Annotated in this window: 16 protein-coding genes and 1 pseudogene; 9 read left to right on the top strand and 8 right to left on the bottom strand. The window is 72.6% G+C overall.

Annotation, left to right across the window (positions count from 1 at the left end; genetic code table 11):
- The first annotated feature begins 71 nt into the window (after positions 1-71).
- The 4 genes and pseudogenes from KSK32_RS16650 (at position 72) to KSK32_RS16635 (ending at position 4,912) form a co-directional block, all read left to right on the top strand.
- Positions 72-514: pseudogene (locus KSK32_RS16650) on the top strand (DoxX family membrane protein).
- Positions 515-618: 104 nt separating this feature from the next.
- Positions 619-1,140 (top strand): MarR family winged helix-turn-helix transcriptional regulator, encoded by a 522-nt coding sequence (locus tag KSK32_RS16645; protein WP_216932042.1) that lies wholly within the window; start codon positions 619-621, stop codon positions 1,138-1,140.
- Positions 1,134-2,867, top strand: a complete 1,734-nt coding sequence (locus KSK32_RS16640; RefSeq protein ID WP_216932041.1) for an ABC transporter ATP-binding protein — start codon at positions 1,134-1,136, stop codon at positions 2,865-2,867. Before KSK32_RS16645 ends, KSK32_RS16640 begins: the two co-directional genes overlap by 7 nt.
- On the top strand, positions 2,867-4,912 hold the full coding sequence (locus KSK32_RS16635) for an ABC transporter ATP-binding protein (protein ID WP_216932040.1): 2,046 nt from the start codon (positions 2,867-2,869) through the stop codon (positions 4,910-4,912). Before KSK32_RS16640 ends, KSK32_RS16635 begins: the two co-directional genes overlap by 1 nt.
- 70 nt (positions 4,913-4,982) lie before the next feature.
- Here the strand turns inward: KSK32_RS16635 and thrS are convergent, their stop codons facing one another.
- A complete protein-coding gene (gene thrS / locus KSK32_RS16630) occupies positions 4,983-6,197 on the bottom strand; it encodes a threonine--tRNA ligase (RefSeq protein WP_216932039.1) in 1,215 nt (404 codons plus the stop codon).
- A gap of 502 nt (positions 6,198-6,699) precedes the next feature.
- Between thrS and KSK32_RS16625 the strand changes: the two genes are divergently transcribed.
- The 3 genes from KSK32_RS16625 (at position 6,700) to KSK32_RS16615 (ending at position 8,552) form a co-directional block, all read left to right on the top strand.
- A complete protein-coding gene (locus KSK32_RS16625; RefSeq protein WP_216932038.1) occupies positions 6,700-7,323 on the top strand; it encodes a DedA family protein in 624 nt (207 codons plus the stop codon).
- A gap of 146 nt (positions 7,324-7,469) precedes the next feature.
- Entirely contained in the window at positions 7,470-7,802 is a 333-nt protein-coding gene (locus KSK32_RS16620) for a helix-turn-helix domain-containing protein (RefSeq protein WP_216932037.1), read from the top strand.
- Between the two features lie 96 nt (positions 7,803-7,898).
- A complete protein-coding gene (locus KSK32_RS16615) occupies positions 7,899-8,552 on the top strand; it encodes a DUF998 domain-containing protein (protein WP_216932036.1) in 654 nt (217 codons plus the stop codon).
- Positions 8,553-8,577: 25 nt separating this feature from the next.
- Here the strand turns inward: KSK32_RS16615 and KSK32_RS16610 are convergent, their stop codons facing one another.
- Positions 8,578-9,981, bottom strand: coding sequence for an NAD(P)H-quinone dehydrogenase (locus KSK32_RS16610; protein ID WP_216932035.1), 1,404 nt, complete (start codon positions 9,979-9,981; stop codon positions 8,578-8,580).
- 106 nt (positions 9,982-10,087) lie between these two features.
- On the opposite strand from KSK32_RS16610, the gene KSK32_RS16605 reads away from it, so the two are divergent.
- The gene (locus KSK32_RS16605; protein ID WP_194798618.1) at positions 10,088-10,543 is read left to right on the top strand and encodes a gamma-glutamylcyclotransferase; all 456 of its coding nucleotides are present in this window, start codon (positions 10,088-10,090) and stop codon (positions 10,541-10,543) included.
- A 74-nt stretch (positions 10,544-10,617) separates the two neighbouring features.
- Here the strand turns inward: KSK32_RS16605 and KSK32_RS16600 are convergent, their stop codons facing one another.
- From KSK32_RS16600 to KSK32_RS16585, 4 genes are read right to left on the bottom strand one after another with little or no spacing between them, the layout of a single operon-like run.
- The gene (locus tag KSK32_RS16600; RefSeq protein ID WP_216932034.1) at positions 10,618-11,580 is read right to left on the bottom strand and encodes a GNAT family N-acetyltransferase; all 963 of its coding nucleotides are present in this window, start codon (positions 11,578-11,580) and stop codon (positions 10,618-10,620) included.
- A gap of 42 nt (positions 11,581-11,622) precedes the next feature.
- Positions 11,623-12,363 (bottom strand): hypothetical protein, encoded by a 741-nt coding sequence (locus KSK32_RS16595; RefSeq protein WP_216932033.1) that lies wholly within the window; start codon positions 12,361-12,363, stop codon positions 11,623-11,625.
- 43 nt (positions 12,364-12,406) lie between these two features.
- Positions 12,407-13,333: a hypothetical protein gene (locus KSK32_RS16590; protein WP_216932032.1), complete on the bottom strand. Its 927-nt coding sequence runs from the start codon at positions 13,331-13,333 to the stop codon at positions 12,407-12,409.
- A 2-nt stretch (positions 13,334-13,335) separates the two neighbouring features.
- Entirely contained in the window at positions 13,336-13,965 is a 630-nt protein-coding gene (locus KSK32_RS16585; protein ID WP_216932031.1) for an MBL fold metallo-hydrolase, read from the bottom strand.
- A gap of 124 nt (positions 13,966-14,089) precedes the next feature.
- Here KSK32_RS16585 and KSK32_RS16580 point away from each other — a divergent pair, with 124 nt between their 5' ends.
- A complete protein-coding gene (locus tag KSK32_RS16580; RefSeq protein WP_216932030.1) occupies positions 14,090-15,097 on the top strand; it encodes a DUF4349 domain-containing protein in 1,008 nt (335 codons plus the stop codon).
- Here KSK32_RS16580 and KSK32_RS16575 read toward each other — a convergent pair.
- A complete protein-coding gene (locus KSK32_RS16575) occupies positions 15,054-16,313 on the bottom strand; it encodes an amidohydrolase (protein WP_216932029.1) in 1,260 nt (419 codons plus the stop codon). The genes KSK32_RS16580 and KSK32_RS16575 overlap by 44 nt on opposite strands.
- A 473-nt stretch (positions 16,314-16,786) precedes the next feature.
- Entirely contained in the window at positions 16,787-18,370 is a 1,584-nt protein-coding gene (locus tag KSK32_RS16570; protein WP_216932028.1) for a methylmalonyl-CoA mutase, read from the bottom strand.
- Positions 18,371-18,535 lie beyond the last annotated feature (165 nt).

Below are 18,535 nucleotides of genomic sequence, written 5' to 3'. Positions count from 1 at the left end.
TGTCATTGACAAGATGGCATGCCGCAGGCAATCTTGTCGCTGACAAGATGCTCGTCGGAGGGATCGACACGATGGCACCCCTGATCGCACTCCTCGCCGGCACCGCGCTGGCCCGCATCGCCGGCCTGCTCGGCGTGGACGCCCTGGACGGGTGGCACCCCGCGCTGCGGGCCGGGCTGGCGCTGATGTTCGTCCTGACCGGCGTGGCCCACTTCGCGTCCCGCCGGGGCGACCTGATCGCGATGGTGCCGCCGTCGCTTCCCCGGCCCGACCTGCTGGTCACCGTGACCGGCGTACTGGAACTCGCCGGCGCGCTCGCCCTGCTGCTCCCGGCCACCGCGCGCCCGGCGGCAGCCGGGCTGGCACTGCTGATGCTCGCCATGTTCCCGCGAACATGTCAGCGGCGCGGCGTCGCCTCACGCTCGCCGGCCGCCCGGTGACGCCGCTCGGCGTGCGTACGGTGCTCCAAGCCGTGTTCGTGGCCGCCGCGCTGGCGGTGGCCCTCGGCGGCTGAGCTGCCGCAGACCCGGCAGCCCGCGCGCGCCGACCGCGGCTGAGGAGATTCTCAGAAATAGTTTGGGCCCTGATGATTCGGGGGCTAATCTGACGCTCGTGAACATGGGCCCGCTCGTCCGCTTTCCCGACGCGTTGCACCACGCGCCACTCGGCCGGCTGATCTCGATCGCCGGTCACGTCGTCGAGCAGCACTGGGGGCGTTACCTGGCCGAACATCACGGGCTCACGTCCGCCGGCATGCGGGTTCTGATGATCCTCCTCCGCTCCGGCGACGTGAGCCACCGGGAAATGGCCGAGCTGTGCTTCGTCCGGCCCGCCACGCTCACCGGCATCGTGGACACGCTCGAACGCGACGGCTTCGTCAACCGCCGTCGCGCTCCGGAGGACCGCCGCACGGTCCGGCTCGCCCTGACCGACAAGGGCGAGGAGCACGCCCGCGCCATCATCGACATGATCCACAGCGACCGGCCGTTGACGTCGGTCGACGCCGACCCGGCCAACCGGGCGGTGATCCGCCAGTTCCTGATCGAAATCATCACCGGCATGTCCGACGGGGACCTCCGTCGGTTGAACCGGGACAGCGAGTCCGACACCGAGCCGCCGACGGGGAGCCATCCGTGTTGATCCGCCTGCTCCGCACACATCTGCGCCCGTACCGACGATGGCTGGCCGCCGTGGTGGCGTTCCAGTTCGTCGGCACCATCGCCTCGCTCTACCTGCCGAGCCTGAACGCCGACATCATCGACCGGGGCGTCGCCGTCGGCGACACCGACCAGATCATCCGTACGGGCGGGTGGATGCTGCTGGTCAGTCTGCTCCAGATCGCCTGCTCGATCGCCGCCGTGTACTTCGGCGCGAAGACCGCGATGGCGTTCGGCCGCGACGTACGCGGCTCGATCTTCCGGCGCGTCAACAGCTTCTCCGCCCGCGAGGTCGCCCGGTTCGGAGCGCCGTCCCTGATCACCCGCAACACCAACGACGTCCAGCAGGTGCAGATGCTGGTGCTGCTGAGCTGCACCATGCTCGTGGCCGCGCCGATCATGAGCGTCGGCGGCGTGGTGATGGCGCTGCGCGAGGACGTCGGGCTCTCCTGGCTCGTGCTGGTCTGCGTACCGGTGCTCGCCGTCGCGCTTGGCCTGATCATCCGCCGGATGGTGCCGGGCTTCCGGCTCATGCAGACCCGGATCGACACCGTCAACCGGGTGCTGCGCGAGCAGATCACCGGCATCCGCGTGGTCCGGGCGTTCGTCCGTGAGCCGTACGAGACCGACCGTTTCCGGGTCGCGAACACCGACCTGACCACCACCGCGCTGCGGATCGGGCGGCTCCAGGCGCTGATCTTCCCGATCGTGATGCTGGTGCTGAACGTCTCCAGCGTCGCGGTGCTCTGGTTCGGCGCCGCTCGGGTCGACTCCGGTCAGATCCAGGTCGGCGCGCTCACCGCGTTCCTGCAGTACCTGATGCAGATCCTGATGGCGGTCATGATGGCCACCTTCATGCTGATGATGGTGCCCCGGGCCGCGGTCTGCGCCGAGCGCATCGAGGAGGTGCTGGACACCGACTCGTCGGTGGTGCCGGCCACCGACCCGGTCACCGAGGTCACCGGCCGGGGCGAGCTGGAACTACGCGGCGCCGGATTCCAGTACCCGGGCGCGAGCGCCCCGGTGCTGCACGACATCTCGTTCCGCGCCGAACCGGGCCGGACCACAGCGATCATCGGTTCCACCGGCGCCGGCAAGACCACGCTGCTGACGCTCGTCCCCCGGCTGGTCGACCCGACCGCCGGCGCCGTCCTGGTGGACGGCGTGGACGTACGGAACCTGGCCCCGGACGAGTTGTGGCGGCGGATCGGACTGGTGCCCCAGCGGCCGTACCTGTTCACCGGCACCGTTGCCAGCAACCTGCGCTACGGCAACCCGGACGCCACCGACGCCGACCTGTGGGCCGCGCTGGAGATCGCCCAGGCGCGCGACTTCGTCGCCGAGATGCCGGGCGGGCTGGAGGCGCCGATCGCGCAGGGCGGCACCAACGTCTCCGGGGGCCAGCGGCAACGCCTGGCCATCGCCCGGGCGCTCGTCCGCAAGCCGGAGATCTACCTCTTCGACGACTCCTTCTCCGCGCTCGACCTCGGCACGGACGCCCGGCTGCGGGCCGCCCTCAAGCCGGTCACCGCGGACGCGGCGGTGGTGATCGTGGCCCAGCGGGTCTCCACGATCGTCGGCGCCGACCAGATCATCGTGCTCGAGGACGGGGGTGTCGTCGGGATGGGACGACATGAGGAACTGCTGGAGAGCTGCCCCACGTACGCCGAGATCGTCGCGTCGCAGCAGACGGCGGAGGTGGCTGCCTGATGACGTCGTCGGTACCGCAGCAGAAGAACGAACCGACGCGGCTGCCACCGGCCGGGCGGCGTCCCGGCGGCGGCCCGCCGCACATGAGCATGGGCATGCCGGCCGAGAAGGCGATGAACTTCGGGCCGTCGGCACGCCGGCTGCTGGGGCGGCTGCGGCCGTACCGGCTCCAGCTCACCGGCGTGCTCGCGCTGGCCCTGGCCAGCGTCGGGCTCAGCGTCATCGGGCCGAAGGTGCTCGGCCATGCCACCGACATCATCTTCAGCGGGGTGATCGGGCGGCAGTTGCCACCCGGCACCACCACCGAGGCGGCGGCGGAGGCGGCACGCGCCGAGGGCAACGGCAACTTCGCCGACATGCTGGCCCGGATGGACGTGATCCCGGGCACCGGCATCGACTTCGCCGCGCTGGGCCGGGTGCTGGCGTTCGCTGTCGTGCTCTACATCGGCGCGAGCATTCTCCAGTGGGCGCAGGGCTGGGTCCTCAACGGGGTGGTGCAGCGCACCGTGCTGACGCTGCGCGCCGACGTGGAGGACAAGCTCAACCGGCTGCCGCTGCCCTACTTCGACAAGCAGCCCCGCGGTGAGTTGCTGAGCCGCGTCACGAACGACATCGACAACGTGTCGCAGACGCTCCAGCAGACGCTGAGCCAGTTGCTCACGTCGCTGCTCACCGTCGTCGGCGTACTCGGGATGATGTTCTGGATCTCGCCGCTGCTGGCGGTCGTCGCGCTCGTCGCGGTGCCGCTGTCGGTGGTGGTCACCGGCCAGATCGCCAAGCGGTCGCAGGGCAAGTTCATCGCCCAGTGGAGGCACACCGGCGAGCTGAACGGCCAGATCGAGGAGGCGTACACCGGGCACGAACTGGTCAAGGTCTTCGGCCGGCAGAAGGAGGTCGAGGCCGCCTTCCACGCCAAGAACGAGGAGCTGTTCCGGGCCGGCTTCGGCGCGCAGTTCGTCTCCGGGCTGATCATGCCGGCGATGTTCTTCATCGGGAACCTGAGCTACGTCGCGATCGCCGTGGTCGGCGGCCTGCGGGTCGCGTCGGGCTCGATGAGCCTCGGTGACGTGCAGGCGTTCATCCAGTACTCGCGGCAGTTCACCCAGCCGCTCACCCAGGTCGCGTCGATGGCCAACCTGCTGCAGTCCGGGGTGGCCTCGGCCGAGCGGGTCTTCGCCGTGCTCGACGCGGACGAGCAGAGCCCCGACCCGGCCGAGCCGGCCCGGGTCGCCGACCCGCACGGGCGGGTCGAGTTCGAGCACGTGTCGTTCCGGTACGACCCGGAGAAGCCGCTCATCGACGACCTGTCGCTGGTCGCCGAGCCGGGCCACACGGTCGCCATCGTCGGTCCCACCGGCGCCGGCAAGACCACACTGGTCAACCTGGTCATGCGGTTCTACGAGCTGGACGCCGGGCGGATCACGCTGGACGGGGTGGACATCTCCACGATGCGCCGCGACGACCTGCGCGGCCGGATCGGCATGGTGCTCCAGGACACCTGGCTGTTCGGCGGGACCATCCGGGACAACATCGCCTACGGCCGGCCGGACGCCACCGAGGAGGAGATCGTCGCCGCCGCCCGGGCGACGTTCGTGGACCGTTTCGTCCGCAGCCTGCCGGACGGCTACGACACGGTGATCGACGAGGAGGGCAGCAACGTCAGCGCCGGGGAGAAGCAGCTCATCACCATCGCCCGGGCGTTCCTGGCCGAACCGTCGCTGCTGATCCTGGACGAGGCAACCAGCTCGGTGGACACCCGGACCGAGGTGCTGCTCCAGCGCGCCATGGCGGCGCTGCGCTCGGACCGGACGAGCTTCGTCATCGCGCACCGGCTGTCCACCATCCGCGACGCCGACCTGATCCTGATGATGGAGCAGGGCCGGATCGTCGAGCAGGGCACCCACGACCAGCTCGTCGCCGCCGGAGGCGCGTACGCCCGGCTCTACCGGGCGCAGTTCAGCGGCGCGGTCATCTCCGACGAGGTGCCGGCGCCCGCCGCGGCCGGCCCGCCGGAAATGCGCGCCGGCACGCCGGTCGGGAACTGACATGGATCCGGCCACAGCTCCGGCACCGGTCCCCGTCCGGGTGCCCTCCCGGCACCCGGACGGGCCGGGGTCAGGCCGGAAGCAGCGCCGCCGACCGGCTCGCGACCACCGCGCCGATCAGGCCCACCGCCTCGTCGGCGGGTATCGGGGCGAGCGACCGGCCGTCGCGCAGGCGCAGCGAGACCGAGCCGCCGGCCGCCTCCCGGGCGCCGAGAACCCCGGTGTACGGGATGCGGCGGCGGGACGCGTCCCGGATCCGGGCGCCCAGCGAGCCGGTGTGGTCCACCTCGGCCCGCAGCCCGGCCGCCTCGGCCCGGCGGGCCAGCCCGGCGGCGGCGTCGGCCTGGGCCGCGTCGACCGGGAGCAGCAGCAACTGCACCGGGGCGTACCAGGCGGGGAACGCGCCCTCGTGCACCTCGATCAGGTACGCGAACAGCCGCTCCATGCTGCCGACGAGGCTGCGGTGCACCATCACCGGCCGTTTCCGGCGGCCGTCCGAGCCGGTGTACGACAGGTCGAACCGCTCCGGCTTGTCGAAGTCGAGCTGGACGGTGGAGATGGTCGACTCCCGGCCGGCCGCGTCCACGATCTGAATGTCGATCTTCGGGCCGTAGAACGCGGCCTCGCCGGGCGCCTCGACGACGTCCACCCCGTCGAGCGCGGCACGGAGCAGTTCCTCGGCCCGCGCCCAGCTCGCGTCGTCGCCCACGTACCGCTGGTCCGGCCCACGCAGCGACAACCGGAACCCGGCGGGACGGACGCCGAGCGCGGCGTGCGCCTCGCCGATCAGCCGCAGGATCTCGCGGACCTCGTCGCCGACCTGCTCCAGGGCGCAGAAGTTGTGCGCGTCGTTGAGCGAGATGGCCCGCACCCGGGACAGCCCGCCGAGCACCCCGGAACGCTCCGCCCGGTACATCCCGCCCAGCTCGGCGACCCGCAGCGGCAGCTCCCGGTAGGACCGGCCGCGGGCGCGGAACACGAGCGCGTGGTGCGGGCAGAGCGCCGGGCGCAGCACGAACTCGTCGTCGGCGCTCAGCCGCATCGGCGGGAACATGTCGTCGGCGAAGTAGCCCAGGTGCCCGGACAGCTCGAACAGCTCCCGCTTGCCGAGCGGCGGCGAGTAGACGTGCCGGTATCCGGCCCGGCGCTCCAGCTCCCGCACGTACTCCTCGACGGCGTGCCGGGCGGCGGCGCCGGCCGGCAGCCAGATCGGCAGCCCGGCGCCCGCGAGCGGGTCGGAGACGAACAGCTCCAGCTCCCGGCCGAGCCTGCGGTGGTCGATCATGTCGCTCTCCTTGATCGGGTACGACCCGGAGGCGAGCAGGCCCGGAACGCCGCGAGGCCCCGGAGCGGATCGCCCCGGGGCCTCGTCGACGGAAACGTCAGTGCGGCGCGCCGGGAACACCCGGCGTCGTGGTCACTACCGCGCTGCGCATGCCCGAACGATAGGCGCGCGGGTGTCGACGGCGCACCTGGGTTTCGGAGAGTGGGTGCGGGTCGCCGGCACGGGACCTGCCGGCGACCCGCGGCGGCCCGGGCATCGGGAACGGGGGACTCGACGACTCCGGTGCCGCGCCCGGTCAACGGTACGCCGGGAATCGACGATGCGCCGCCCCGCCCCGGCGCGTATGCCCCGGTGACCCGTCACCCGCGGGCGGGCCGCCTCGTTTGCCATCTACGGCCTGCCGGTGTCGGCTGTCACCGTGCGGTGGGGCCGGTGGTGGTGACGCCGGACACGGCGTCAGGCTCGATCCGGTCGAACGGAGAACTCCGGCGAGGTGGCGGTCGTGGCCGAACTCATCTCTGACGTCGCGTCGCCCATGTGGGCGTACGCGCTGCTGCTGACCCTGCTGATCGCCGACGCCTTCGTCCCGGTGGTGCCGACCCAGCTCCTCATGATCACCAGTGGGGCGCTGACCGTCTACGGCGGGCTCAGCCTGCCGCTGACCATCGCGGTCGGCGCGGCCGGCGTGTTCATCGGTGACCTGGCCTGCTACCTGATCGGCCGCAGTACGCCGACCCGGCGCGCGGCACGCGCCACCACACCCGGGTGGGCACGCCGGGCAGTCACCCGGGTCACCCGTGGGCTGCGCGAACCTGGGCCGCTGGTGATCCTGCTCTGCCGTTTCGTACCCGGCGGCCGGATGGCGGCCTGCTTCTCGGCCGGGCGCAGTCGCTACCCGTACCGCCTGTTCCTGCCGTACGAGGCGGCGGCGGCCCTCGCCTGGTCCAGTTACGGCACGCTCGTCGGCCACCTGGGCGGTACGGCGCTGACCCACTCGGCGTGGCGGCTGCTGCTGGTCGGTGGGGTGGCCGCTGCGGGGTTCGCGCTGGCCGGGTGGGCGATGACCTGGATCAGCAGCACCCGGCAGACCCGTGCCGAGGCCACCGCCGACTCGACCGGCAGCTGACGCGCAGTTGCCCCGCCCTCCCGTGAAGCCATCTTCCTGGTGGCCGGGGACAAGGCGGGGCAGTGGCAGAGTTGGTACCGGCTCGCCATTCCGTTGGCGGACGAGCGGTTCCAGGAGCACCTGACCAACTTGAAGGAAGAGCAGCCATGAGTGGTGGGGCGGACTGGCGCGACGTCAAGGCGAAGGCCCGAAGCATCGATCCCTCGTGGGACGACAGCGAGCGTGTCGCCCGGCGGGGACAGCTCCGAGAGAAGATGCTGGCTTCGGTCAGCGGCGCGCAGCTGGCGGAGATCCGCAAGCAGCTGGGTATGACCCAGGCTCAACTGGCGGAAGCGGCGGGCTTGTCTCAGGCGCGGATCAGCCAGATCGAGAACGGCGAGAGCGTCAACCTGGAGATCCTTCGCGCCTATGTGACCGGACTGGGCGGACACCTTGATGTGGTCGCCCGAATCGGGAACATCCGCCTCGACGTGGCCTGACGCGGTTCTCGGGGGTCCGGTAGGGGACGACCCGGGTAGCGAAGTGGGTGGTGGTCCCGGATCCGTCTGGGGCAGTTGCGGCGACAGGCTGGCCGTATGCCTGGAACGCGGAGCAGCGGCCTGTCGGCCCTCGGCGGGATCGTCCTGGCGGCGGTGCTCGCGACGGTCGGTCACCTCGAGGTGAGCGACGATCTGGATCCCTGGTCGCTGACCGTCAGCGACTTCGCCGTCTCCGATCGGGGCGGCGTCATCGACACCGCGATGGCGGTGCTCGCGGCGGCCAGCCTGGTGCTGCTGCCGGCGCTGCGCCGGGCCGGTGCGGGCCGGGTGCCGCTCGCGCTGCTGACCGCCTGGTCGGCCGGGTTGCTGGCCGCCGCCGTGGTGCCCACGAACGAGCCGGGTACGCCCATGGACACGGCCGCGTACGTGCACCGGTACGCCTCGGTGCTGTCGTTCCTTGCCCTGCCGGTGGCCGGCTGGCTGCTCGCCCGTCACCCGGTCGCCGGAGCGGCCGCCTGGCTGCGCGGCCTGACCACGGCCAGTCTGATGCTGGCGGGCGCGATGATCTGGTCCGCCTACCCCGGCGACCGCGCGCTGCTCGGCCTGATCGAGCGCGCGCTGATCCTGACGGAGACGGCCCTCCTGACCACCCTGGCCGTGCACCTCACCCTGACCAGAGCCGTCGATCATGCAGTTGTTGCCCCGCAAAGACCGGGCATACCGGTCGGATCGGGGGCAGCAACTCCATGATCGACGAGCAGCGGGGGCGGGCGGGCTACTCCAGCTCGTGGAGCATGAGCTGGCGGGCGGCCTCGGTGATGGAGCCGGACAGGCTCGGGTAGATGGTGATGGTGTGGGCCAGCTCGTTGACGGTGAGGTTGTTCTCCACCGCCATCGTGATCGGCAGGATCAGCTCGCTGGCCTTCGGCGCCACCACCACGCCGCCGATCACCTGGCCGCTCGCCGGCCGGCAGAACAGCTTGACGAAGCCGTCGGCCAGGTCGTCCATCTTCGCCCGGGCGTTGCCGGACAGCGGCAGCATCACCTGGCGGGCCGGAGTCTTGCCCGCGTCCACCTCGTCCTGGGAGACGCCGACGGTGGCCAGCTCCGGGTCGGTGAAGACGTTCGCCGCGACGGTACGCAACCGCAGCGGCCGGACCGCCTCGCCCAGCGCGTGCCACATGGCGATCCGGCCCTGCATGGCCGCGACGCTCGCCAGCGGCAGCACGCCGGTGCAGTCACCGGCCGCGTAGATGCCCGGCACATTGGTACGGGAGACCCGGTCGACAGTCACGTAACCGCCCCGGGCCAGCTCCACGCCGTACTCGGCCAGTCCCAGGTCGGCGGTGTTCGGGATCGAGCCGACAGCGATCAGCGCGTGCGAGCCGGTGACCTGACGGCCGTCGGAGAGCACCACCTCCACCCCGTCGCCGACGCGGCGGACCGCCTCGGCGCGGGAGTTGTTCAGGATGCTCATGCCCCGGTTGCGGAACACCCGCTCGATCGCCGACGCGGCGTCGGCGTCCTCGTGCGGCATGACCCGGTCGCGGCTGGACACGAGCGTGACCTTGACACCCATGGCCAGGTACGCGCTGGCGAACTCCGCACCGGTCACGCCGGAGCCGACCACGATCAGGTGCTCGGGCAGCTCGGGCAGGTCGTACACCTGGCGCCAGGTCAGGATGCGCTCGCCGTCCGGTACGGCGGTGGGCAACTGGCGGGGGGTCGCGCCGGTCGCGACGAGCACCGTCGACGCGGCGATGGAGTACTCCTCCCCGCCACCGGCCGGGGTGACGATCACCCGGTGGGTGTGGCCGAGCGTGTCCTCGCCGAGCCGGGCCGTGCCGGCGACGAACTCGACGCCGGCCTTGACCAGCTTGGTGTGGATGTCGGCGGACTGGGCCAGCGCAAGCCGCCTGACCCGCTCGTGCACCGCCGGGGCGTCGACGGTGACCGCCTCCAGGCCGTCGGAGTGCACCCCGAACTCCTCGGTGTCCCGGTAGCCGGTGACCACCTCGGAGCTGGCGATGAACGTCTTGGAGGGCACGCAGTCGGACAGCACGCAGGCGCCACCGGCGCCCTCCGCCTCGACCACTGTGACATCGGCGTCCAGCTGCGCGGCGACCAGAGCCGCCTCGTACCCGGCCGGCCCGCCGCCGATGATCACGATCTGGCTCACAGCAGTCGCCCCTCGTCTGTGCTCACAGTGACTTTCTTCTCCCCGTCCCGTACGACACGCACTGTCGTATTCTCCCCCACCGGCCAGCCGGGCTATCGTCGTCGCCGTGGGTCTCTACGCTGCTTACGGCTCGAACCTGGATCCCGCCCGCATGCGCGCCTACTGCCCGCATTCGCCGATGGTGGGCACCGGCTGGCTTGAGGGATGGCGGCTCACCTTCGCGGGCGAGGACGTCATCGGGTGGGAGGGCTCGGTCAGCACCGTCGTCGAGTCCCCCGGTGACCGGGTGTTCGTGGCGCTCTACGACATCCACCCGTACGACGCCGCGCAGCTCGACGAGATCGAGGGCGTGACCGCCGGGACGTACCGCAAGCTGACCGTCCGCGTCTCGACGCTCGACGGCGACGTGACCGCGTGGGTCTACGTGTTCGACGGGTACGAGGGCGGGCTGCCCACCGCGTGGTACCTCTCGGAGCTGGCGAACGCCGCGGAGAAGGCGGGCGCGCCGGACGACTACGTCACCGAGCTGCGGTCCCGCCCCACCGGCACCGCGTCCGCGTAGCGCGTCTCCCACCCCGACAGTGTGCGCCGGAGCGCCGCCCGGCCGCTCGGCGACCCCGGTACGGGCGTGCCGGGTCACACCCGCGAGGCGGGCACGCTCCGCTCGTACATGTCGGTCCAGCGCTCCTCGACCAGCCCGACGGAGCGGTAGAGGGTGACCGGCGCGGTCGGGTTGGCCAGGTCGACGCCGAGCCCGGCTCCGGTGCGGCCCTTCTCCGCGTAGATCGCGAAGGCCCGGCGCAGCAGCGCCGCACCCACCCCCCGGCGCCGGTACCCGGGCAGCACCGACAGCGTCCGCACCCACCCCAGGTTCTGGTCGAGTGCCTGGTCGGAGGACTGGAGCGCGCCGGCCGGCTCGCCGTCGACCTCGGCCAGGAGCCACTCGTCCCAGACCTTGCCGTACGACGGCAGCAGATCCCGCCACTGCTCGAAGTCGAGCGGATCGTGGTCCGGGGTGTCCCGGAACGCGGTGTCGTAGATCCGGTGGAACAGCCGCAGGTCGCCCTCGTCGTCGGTGCGCAACGGCCGCACTGTCACCCCGGGCGGGGGCGCCGGCTCGGCGGGCAGGTCGTCGAACGAGCGGCTCATCCGGATGTAGCGCTTGATCCGGGTGAACCCGGCCTCGGCCAGCTCACCGGCCCAGCGGGTCTCCGGCGCGTACACCCCGGTGCGCGCGGTCAACGCGGGCAGGCCGCGCTCGGCGGCCCGTTCGGCGACCCGCTCCAGGAGCCGGGCCAGCAGCGGCGCGCGCAGGTCGGCGCCGCGGTCGGGGTCGACGAGGACGTCCACCCACTCCCGGCCCACGCCGCTCGGGTTGGCCAGGATCGACCAGGCCACCGCCGTACCGTCCGGGTCGGTGACCAGCCAGGAGTCCCGGTCCGGGTCGACGAACGGCGCGGTCAGCGCGGCCCGCACGTCTTCGTCGTCGAAGTCGGGGTAGCCCACGGCGAAGGTGTCGGAGGCGTGCACCACCGCCAGGATCGCGGGCACGTCGTCGAGGGTCGGGCGTCGGGCCGACCAGCCGGCAGGGAGCGTCACGGGCCAGATCCTGGCAGCCGGACCGGCCGAATCGCCTCCCATTTATCCGCCGCGGGCGCGCTGCCGCGCGGCGCCGAGCAGTCCGAGCAGCTCAGCGCCCTCGGCGGCGTCCAGCGCGCGGAACGCCGCCGACGCCAGCCGGTCGGTCACCGCCTCGGCCCACAGCCGGCGCCGCACCAGCGGCCCGACCGGCGGGTACGGCGGCACCCACCCGCACGCGGCCGCCCCGGCCTCGCCCTCCGGCCCGGCCAGCACCGCCTCCAGCGGCGTCAGCCCGGCTGCCCGCACCGCCAGCAGGTACGCCCCGGCGAAGTGCTCGCGCAGCAGGAGCATGCCCACCGCCGCCCGCGCACCGGGGGACGGATCGGGCACCGGCATGGCCCGCCAGGCGGCGAACAGCGGCATGCCGCTGCCGTCCGCTGCGTCGACCGCCCGGCCCAGCAGCGCGGCGAGCCGGGACGACTCGGCGCCGTCGCCCAGCCGGGCGGTGCCCCACCGGCAGCACTCGGCCAGGTTGGCGGTGGCCACCTCCAGCGGCGGGACGGTCCGTACGGCGGCGTCCCAGCCGTCCGTGACCGCCTCCGGTGCGATGAAGCCGAGCGCCGCGGCGACCGTCTCGGCGCGGACGTCACCGAGCGCACCGGCCCGCCCGGTGATGTAGAAGGCCCACCCGGAGATGCCCAGCAGCCGCGCCCGGCGCAGCGTGGACGGGCAGCGGGCGAACGCCTCCCCGAGTTCGAGCACGAGCGGTTTGCAGGCGGCGGCGAGCTGTTCCGGTGTCATCGGCCGCCCGTCGCCGTCGCACCACCGTAGCCATTCATCACGCTCAGTCTGCCGCGTGGTCACCGGTGTCGGCATCCCCCTCTTCGGCGTCGATCGCCTCCAACACGGCCTCCACCTCACCGGCCCGGCGCCGGGCCGCGGTGACCGCCCGTTCCGCGCCCCGGCGGGCCAGCCGGGCCCGGCTCAGCTCCTGCTCGGCCACGGCCCGGCGACGCTCCAGCTCGGCCAGTTCGGTCTCGATCCGGTCCAGCGTCGCGGCGCCGTCCCGCTCGGCCGCGCCGGCCGTCGCCAGTTCCTTCTCGGCCCGGTCGAGGTCCGCGCGGGCCCGGGTCAGCTCCCGGGTCGCGGTCCGCCGCCGCCCGGCCCGTTCGGCCCGCGCCGCCCGCTCGTCGCGGGCCCGGCGCGCGTCGGCCCGCTCGGCCGCCCGATCCGGTACGACCGGCGCCTCCTCGCCCGCCGTCACGAGCCGGAGCTGGGGGCGTGGCACCTCGCCGAACCCGGCGTAGTGGCTGGCCCGCAGCAGGCGTCCGGCGCGTACCTGCTCGGCCACCTCGGTATCCGACAGCGCGGCGTTGAGTGTCGCCTCCACCTCGCCCAGCGGCAGCTTCCCGGCCGGGGGCACGGCGGGCTCGGCGGCGGCGAGCCGGCGTACCTCGGCCACCAGCGCGCCCACGACGGCGCGCCGCTGCGCGGACAGTTCCCGCAGCGTGCCGCCGCGCAGGTCGCGCTGCGCGGCGCGCAGCGACTCGGCCAGCTGGGTCAGGTCGGCGACCAGCTCGGGACGGCGGATCGCCAGCAGGTTGACCAGCCAGGCCGCCACGGTGGGGCGGCGCAGCTTCCCGATCTCCCGGGCGGTACGCGGGTCGCCGGACTGCCGCGCCTGCGCGACGGCGGCGTCCCGGGCCGCGACGAACCGGTCCGGCGGCGTGGCGTAGAGCTGCCGGATCACCTCCGCGGGCACCCCGGCCATGGTCAGGCGTCGATCCGGGTGCCCGGCTCCAGACGGCGGTAGTCGGTCTTGGACAGCGCCGTGTACTGCCGGTCCAGCACGCCGAAGCCGTTGTCGTTGAGCAAGCCGTCGTGCAGCGCGTACGCCCGCCGCGGGGCGACCGCGCGGATGAAGTCGACCACCTCGGAGAACTTCGACCAGGGCGCGTGTATCGGGGCGAACAGCGTGTCCACCTGCACGTCGTCGGGCACGAACAGCGCGTCGCCCGGGTGGTACACCACGTCGGCGAGGAGGTAGCCGATGTTCTGGATCACCGGGATGTCCGGGTGGATGACCGCGTGCTGCCCGCCGTACGCCCGCACCGGCACCCCGGCGACTGTGAACGACTGTCCGGGCTCGACCGTGACCAGCGCCCCGGCGGCGTCGCCGAGCACCCCGGCGAGCGAGGCCGGACCGTGCACCGGCACCGGACGCCGCTCCAGCGCCCGGGTCAGCGCGGCGACGTCCACATGGTCCGGGTGCTCGTGGGTGATCAGCACCGCGTCCGCGCCGTCCAGCGCCGCCGGATCGCTGAAGACACCCGGGTCGACGACGAGCACCGCACCGTCGTGCTCCAGCCGGAGACAGGAGTGGGCGTACTTGGTCACCTGCATCGTGACTCCTCGATTATCGAATCGTGATGTCCTCAGCGCAGTCTGCCGGAACCGGCGCGACCACGCGTCACGTCCGAGGTATCGGCCCCGGCGGGCGGGGCCGTCGACGATCGGAGTACGGGGTATGGGCGGACGACGAGTCCGGGGCGTGGCCCTGGTGGCGCTGGGCCTGGCAGCGGCGCTCGGTGTGGGCGCCTGCGGTGCGGGCGGGGACACCGGCAGCGACTCGGTCGCGCCGGCGGCCGACGGAGGCGCGGGCCGCGACCAGGTCGCCGAGGGCGGCGCGGACGACGGCCAGGTGGCCGGCGGCGCTGATCGCGACCAGGCCGCTCCCGGCGGCACCGGCGGTGCGGACCTGCGGGTCGACCAGCGGTCCATCATCTACACCGGAACCATGCAGGTCCGGGTGGACGATGTGGAGGCCGCCGCGCGGGAGGCGACCACCGCGGTGACGGCGGCCGGCGGATTCGTCGGCGCCGACCGGCGATCGAGCCGGGCCGCCGAGGCGCGGGCGGCGCTGACGCTGCGGGTGCCGGCGGACCGGTTCTCCGCGGTGATCGACCAGTTGGCCGGACTCGGCCGGCAGGAGCGCCGGGAGATCCGCACCGAGGACGTCACCGAGCAGGTGGTCGACCTGGACGCCCGGATCGCCACCCAGCGGGCGAGGGTGGAGAGCGCCCGCAAGCTGCTCGCCCGGGCCACGTCGGTGGACGAGCTGGTCCGGCTGGAGAACGAGGTGGGCACCCGGCAGGCGGACCTGGCCGCGCTGGAGGCGCGCAAGCGCCGGCTGGCGGACCTGACCTCGCTCTCCACCATCACCGTGACGTTCCTCGGTCAGGACGCCAGCACCGCCGAGGAGGAGGCCGACCTCGGCTTCCTGGCCGGACTGGGCGGCGGCTGGACGGCGTTCCTGGCCTCGGCCCGGATCCTGCTCACAGTGCTCGGCGCGGTGCTGCCCTTCGCGGTCGTGATCGGCGTACCGCTGTGGTTGCTGCTCCTGTGGCGACGCCGGGTGCGGGCCCGGCGGACGCCGCCGGCCGGCCCGAGCCCGGCGGTGCCGACGCCGCCGGGGCCGCCCGGCGGTCCGGTCAGCGCGCCGCCGCCAGTGCCCGCAGCGCGGTCTGGACCATGAGGCGTACGCCGGCCTCGATGGCGCGCTCGTCCACGTCGAACGAGGCCCGGTGCAGGTCCACGTTGGGCCCGCTGCGGCCGACGCCGAGGCGGGCGAGCGCGCCCGGCACGTGCTCCAGGTACCAGGAGAAGTCCTCGCCGCCCATGCTCTGCGGCGTCTCGGCGATGCCGTCCGGGCCGAGCGCGGCGGCGGTGGCCGCGGTGAGCACGCCGATCGCGCCGGCGTCGTTCGTCACCGGGGGCCGGCCGCGCAGGTATTCCAGGTCGACTGTGGCGCCGGTGGGCGCGAGCACGTCCCGCACCACCTGAGCCACGATCTTGGGTGCCTGGTCCCAGGTGTCGCGGTCCATCACCCGCAGGGTGCCGGCCGCGCACGCCTCGGACGGGATGACGTTGTAACGGGTGCCGGCCGAGGCGTGGCCGAACACCAGCAGCAGCCCGCTGTTGGCCGGCACCCGGCGGCTGATCAGCGTCGGCACCTCGGTGACCAGGCGGCCGAGCGCGTCCACCAGGTCGACGGTCAGGTGCGGGCGGGCGGTGTGCCCGCCGGGCCCGGTGAGCCGGACGGTGACGTTGTCGGCGGCGGCGGTGATCGGGCCGACCCGCAGGCCGACCTTGCCCACCGGCAGGTTCGGGTCGCAGTGCAGCGCGAAGATCTGCACCACGTCGTCCAGGCCGCCGGCCTCGATGACCTCCAGCGACCCGCACGGCAGGATCTCCTCGGCCGGCTGGAAGATCAGCCGGACCCGGCCGTCGAGGCGGCCGGTGTCGGCGAGCTGGGCCAGCAGCATGCCGACGCCGAGCATCACCGACGTGTGCACGTCGTGGCCGCAGGCGTGGCAGACGCCCTCGACGGTCGAGCGGTACGGCACGTCCTTCGAATCGCTCAGCGGCAGCGCGTCGATGTCGGCGCGGAGCGCGATCACCGGCCCGTCCGGGCGCCCGTCGATGTCGCAGATGACGCCGTTGCCCTTCGGCAGCAGACGCGGCTTCAGCCCGGCGAGGGACAGCTCGCGGTGTACCAGGGCGGCCGTCTCGAACTCCTCACCGGACAGCTCCGGGTGGGAGTGGATGTGACGGCGCGTCTCGATGAGGCCGGGTACGCGCAGCGCGAGCAGATGGTCGAGCTCGAAGGGCAGGGGCTGGTAGCCGGTCGGCGCCTCGGACCGGGACGACGCCAGCAGGCCGCCGGAAGGCAGCGTCAACGCACTCGTCACGTCGAATTCTCGATCACTAGAAGTGGATGGATCTTCGGGTCGGACAGCAGACAGCCTAGACCTCCGGCGGTGACGCTGCGCAACATCTTTCGCGTAGCGGTCGGACCGCGCAGCGTCACGAATGCCCTGGTGAGAGGGGTCGAATATCTGCGGGACAGCAGGTAGATCGCGGTCGAACGCCGTCATCCGCCTCCCACCTCCTACAACGCGTAACCGTTTCAACGGCCACAAATACCGGCCCGTCGTTCCGAATTGTCGCATTAGTCGCGGCAATTAACTGCCGCTCCGACAATTGCACGACAACTGTCGGCTGCCGGAAGACTCCCGACGGTGACACGAGTGTCCGACCGCCGACCGCACAGGCTGTCCGTCCCGTTCACCCGATCGGGTTACCCGAATCGCCGATTCGCACACGCGAAGGAGGCCCGCGCCGCACACCGAGGGTGCGCGGCGGGGCCGCCTGACGGACGGTTTCAGAACCGGTCGCTGGGCCGGTAGATCCCCCACACCTCGCGCAACGTCCCGCAGACCTCGCCGACCGTGGCGCGGGCGCGCAGCGCCTCCTTCATCGGGTAGAGCACATTGGCGTCCCCCTCGGCGGCGGTGCGCAGCTCGGCCAGGGCCCGCTCGACCGCGCCCGAGTCCCGCTCGGCGCGCAGCCGGGCCAGCCGCTCCCCCTGGGCCGCCTCGATCGCCGGGTCCACCCGCAGCGGCTCGTACGGCTCCTCCTCGTCGATCTGGAACCGGTTGAGGCCGACCACCACCCGTTCACCCGAGTCGATCTCCTGGGCGATCCGGTACGCGGACTGCTCGATCTCCCGTTTCTGGAAGCCGGCCTCGATCGCGTCCACCGCCGAACCGTGGTCGAAGACCCGGTCCATCAGCTCGGTGGCGGCCGCCTCCACCTCGGCGGTCATCGCCTCCACCACGTACGACCCGGCGAACGGGTCGACGGTGGCGGTCAGGTCCGTCTCGTACGCCAGCACCTGCTGGGTCCGCAGCGCCAGCCGGGCCGCCTTCTCGGTGGGCAGCGCGATGGCCTCGTCGAAGCTGTTGGTGTGCAGCGACTGGGTACCACCGAGCACCGCGCCGAGGCCCTGCACCGCCACCCGGACCAGGTTCACCTCCGGCTGCTGGGCGGTGAGCTGCACGCCGGCGGTCTGGGTGTGGAACCGCAGCATCATCGACTTCGGGTTCTTCGCGCCGAACTCGTCGCGCATCAGCCGGGCCCAGATCCGCCGGGCCGCGCGGAACTTCGCGACCTCCTCCAGCAGCGTGGTGCGGGCCACGAAGAAGAACGACAGCCGGGGCGCGAAGTCGTCCACGGCCAGCCCGGCGGCGAGCGCCGCCCGGACGTACTCCACGCCGTTGGCGAGCGTGAACGCGACCTCCTGCGCGGGTGAGGCGCCGGCCTCGGCCATGTGATAGCCGGAGATGGAGATGGTGTTCCACTTCGGCACCTCGGCCCGGCAGTAGGCGAAGGTGTCGGCGACCAGCCGCAGCGAGGGCTTCGGCGGGAAGATGTACGTCCCCCGGGCGATGTACTCCTTGAGGATGTCGTTCTGGATGGTGCCGTTGAGCGCCGCGCCGGGCACGCCGTTCTCCTCGGCCACGAGCTGGTAGAGCAGCAGCAGCACCGAGCCGGGCGCGTTGATGGTCATCGACGTGGAGACCTTGTCCAGCGGGATGCCGCCGAACAGCGTGCGCATGTCCTCGATGGAGTCGATGGCGACGCCGACCTTGCCCACCTCGCCGTGCGCGATCGGGTCGTCCGAGTCGTACCCCATCTGGGTCGGCAGGTCGAACGCGACGGACAGGCCCATGGTGCCGGCGCGCAGCAGCTGGTGGTAGCGCGCGTTGCTCTCGGTAGCGGTGCCGAACCCGGCGTACTGTCGCATGGTCCAGGGCCGGGACGTGTACATCGTCGGGTAGACCCCGCGGGTGTACGGGAACTCGCCCGGCTCGCCCAGCCGGGCGTCCAGCTCCGCCGGAAGGTCCGCCGCCGTGTAGACGCTCTGGATCGGGAAGCCCGACTCGCTTGACCGCGCATCGCTCATTACCGGATGGTAGGACGCGCGGACCGCCAGGTGAGTGAGGGGTACGGCACACCTCACGGGGGCGACCCACCGGAGGTGAGCGGCCGACCACATACCGTCGAGTAGGCAAACGCCCGCCGCGTCGGGTTTCGCATCGGGCGTCGGAACCAGCAAGATAGGGGGGTT

The sequence above is a fragment of the Micromonospora sp. WMMB482 genome (genome assembly GCF_019038635.1).
Taxonomy (GTDB): domain Bacteria; phylum Actinomycetota; class Actinomycetes; order Mycobacteriales; family Micromonosporaceae; genus Micromonospora; species Micromonospora marina.
The sequence above is the reverse complement of the archived record's forward strand: the minus strand, read 5'-3'. Positions and strand labels throughout refer to the sequence as shown.

Excerpts from the sequence above, each read along its gene's own strand:
- KSK32_RS16645 (WP_216932042.1), top strand. The coding sequence starts at position 619 with ATGGGCCCGCTCGTCCGCTTTCCCGACGCGTTGCACCACGCGCCACTC.
- KSK32_RS16635 (WP_216932040.1), top strand. The coding sequence starts at position 2,867 with ATGACGTCGTCGGTACCGCAGCAGAAGAACGAACCGACGCGGCTGCCA.
- thrS (WP_216932039.1), bottom strand. The coding sequence starts at position 6,197 with ATGATCGACCACCGCAGGCTCGGCCGGGAGCTGGAGCTGTTCGTCTCC.
- KSK32_RS16620 (WP_216932037.1), top strand. The coding sequence starts at position 7,470 with ATGAGTGGTGGGGCGGACTGGCGCGACGTCAAGGCGAAGGCCCGAAGC.
- KSK32_RS16615 (WP_216932036.1), top strand. The coding sequence starts at position 7,899 with ATGCCTGGAACGCGGAGCAGCGGCCTGTCGGCCCTCGGCGGGATCGTC.
- KSK32_RS16595 (WP_216932033.1), bottom strand. The coding sequence starts at position 12,363 with ATGACACCGGAACAGCTCGCCGCCGCCTGCAAACCGCTCGTGCTCGAA.
- KSK32_RS16590 (WP_216932032.1), bottom strand. The coding sequence starts at position 13,333 with ATGGCCGGGGTGCCCGCGGAGGTGATCCGGCAGCTCTACGCCACGCCG.
- KSK32_RS16585 (WP_216932031.1), bottom strand. The coding sequence starts at position 13,965 with ATGCAGGTGACCAAGTACGCCCACTCCTGTCTCCGGCTGGAGCACGAC.
- KSK32_RS16580 (WP_216932030.1), top strand. The coding sequence starts at position 14,090 with ATGGGCGGACGACGAGTCCGGGGCGTGGCCCTGGTGGCGCTGGGCCTG.
- KSK32_RS16570 (WP_216932028.1), bottom strand. The coding sequence starts at position 18,370 with ATGAGCGATGCGCGGTCAAGCGAGTCGGGCTTCCCGATCCAGAGCGTC.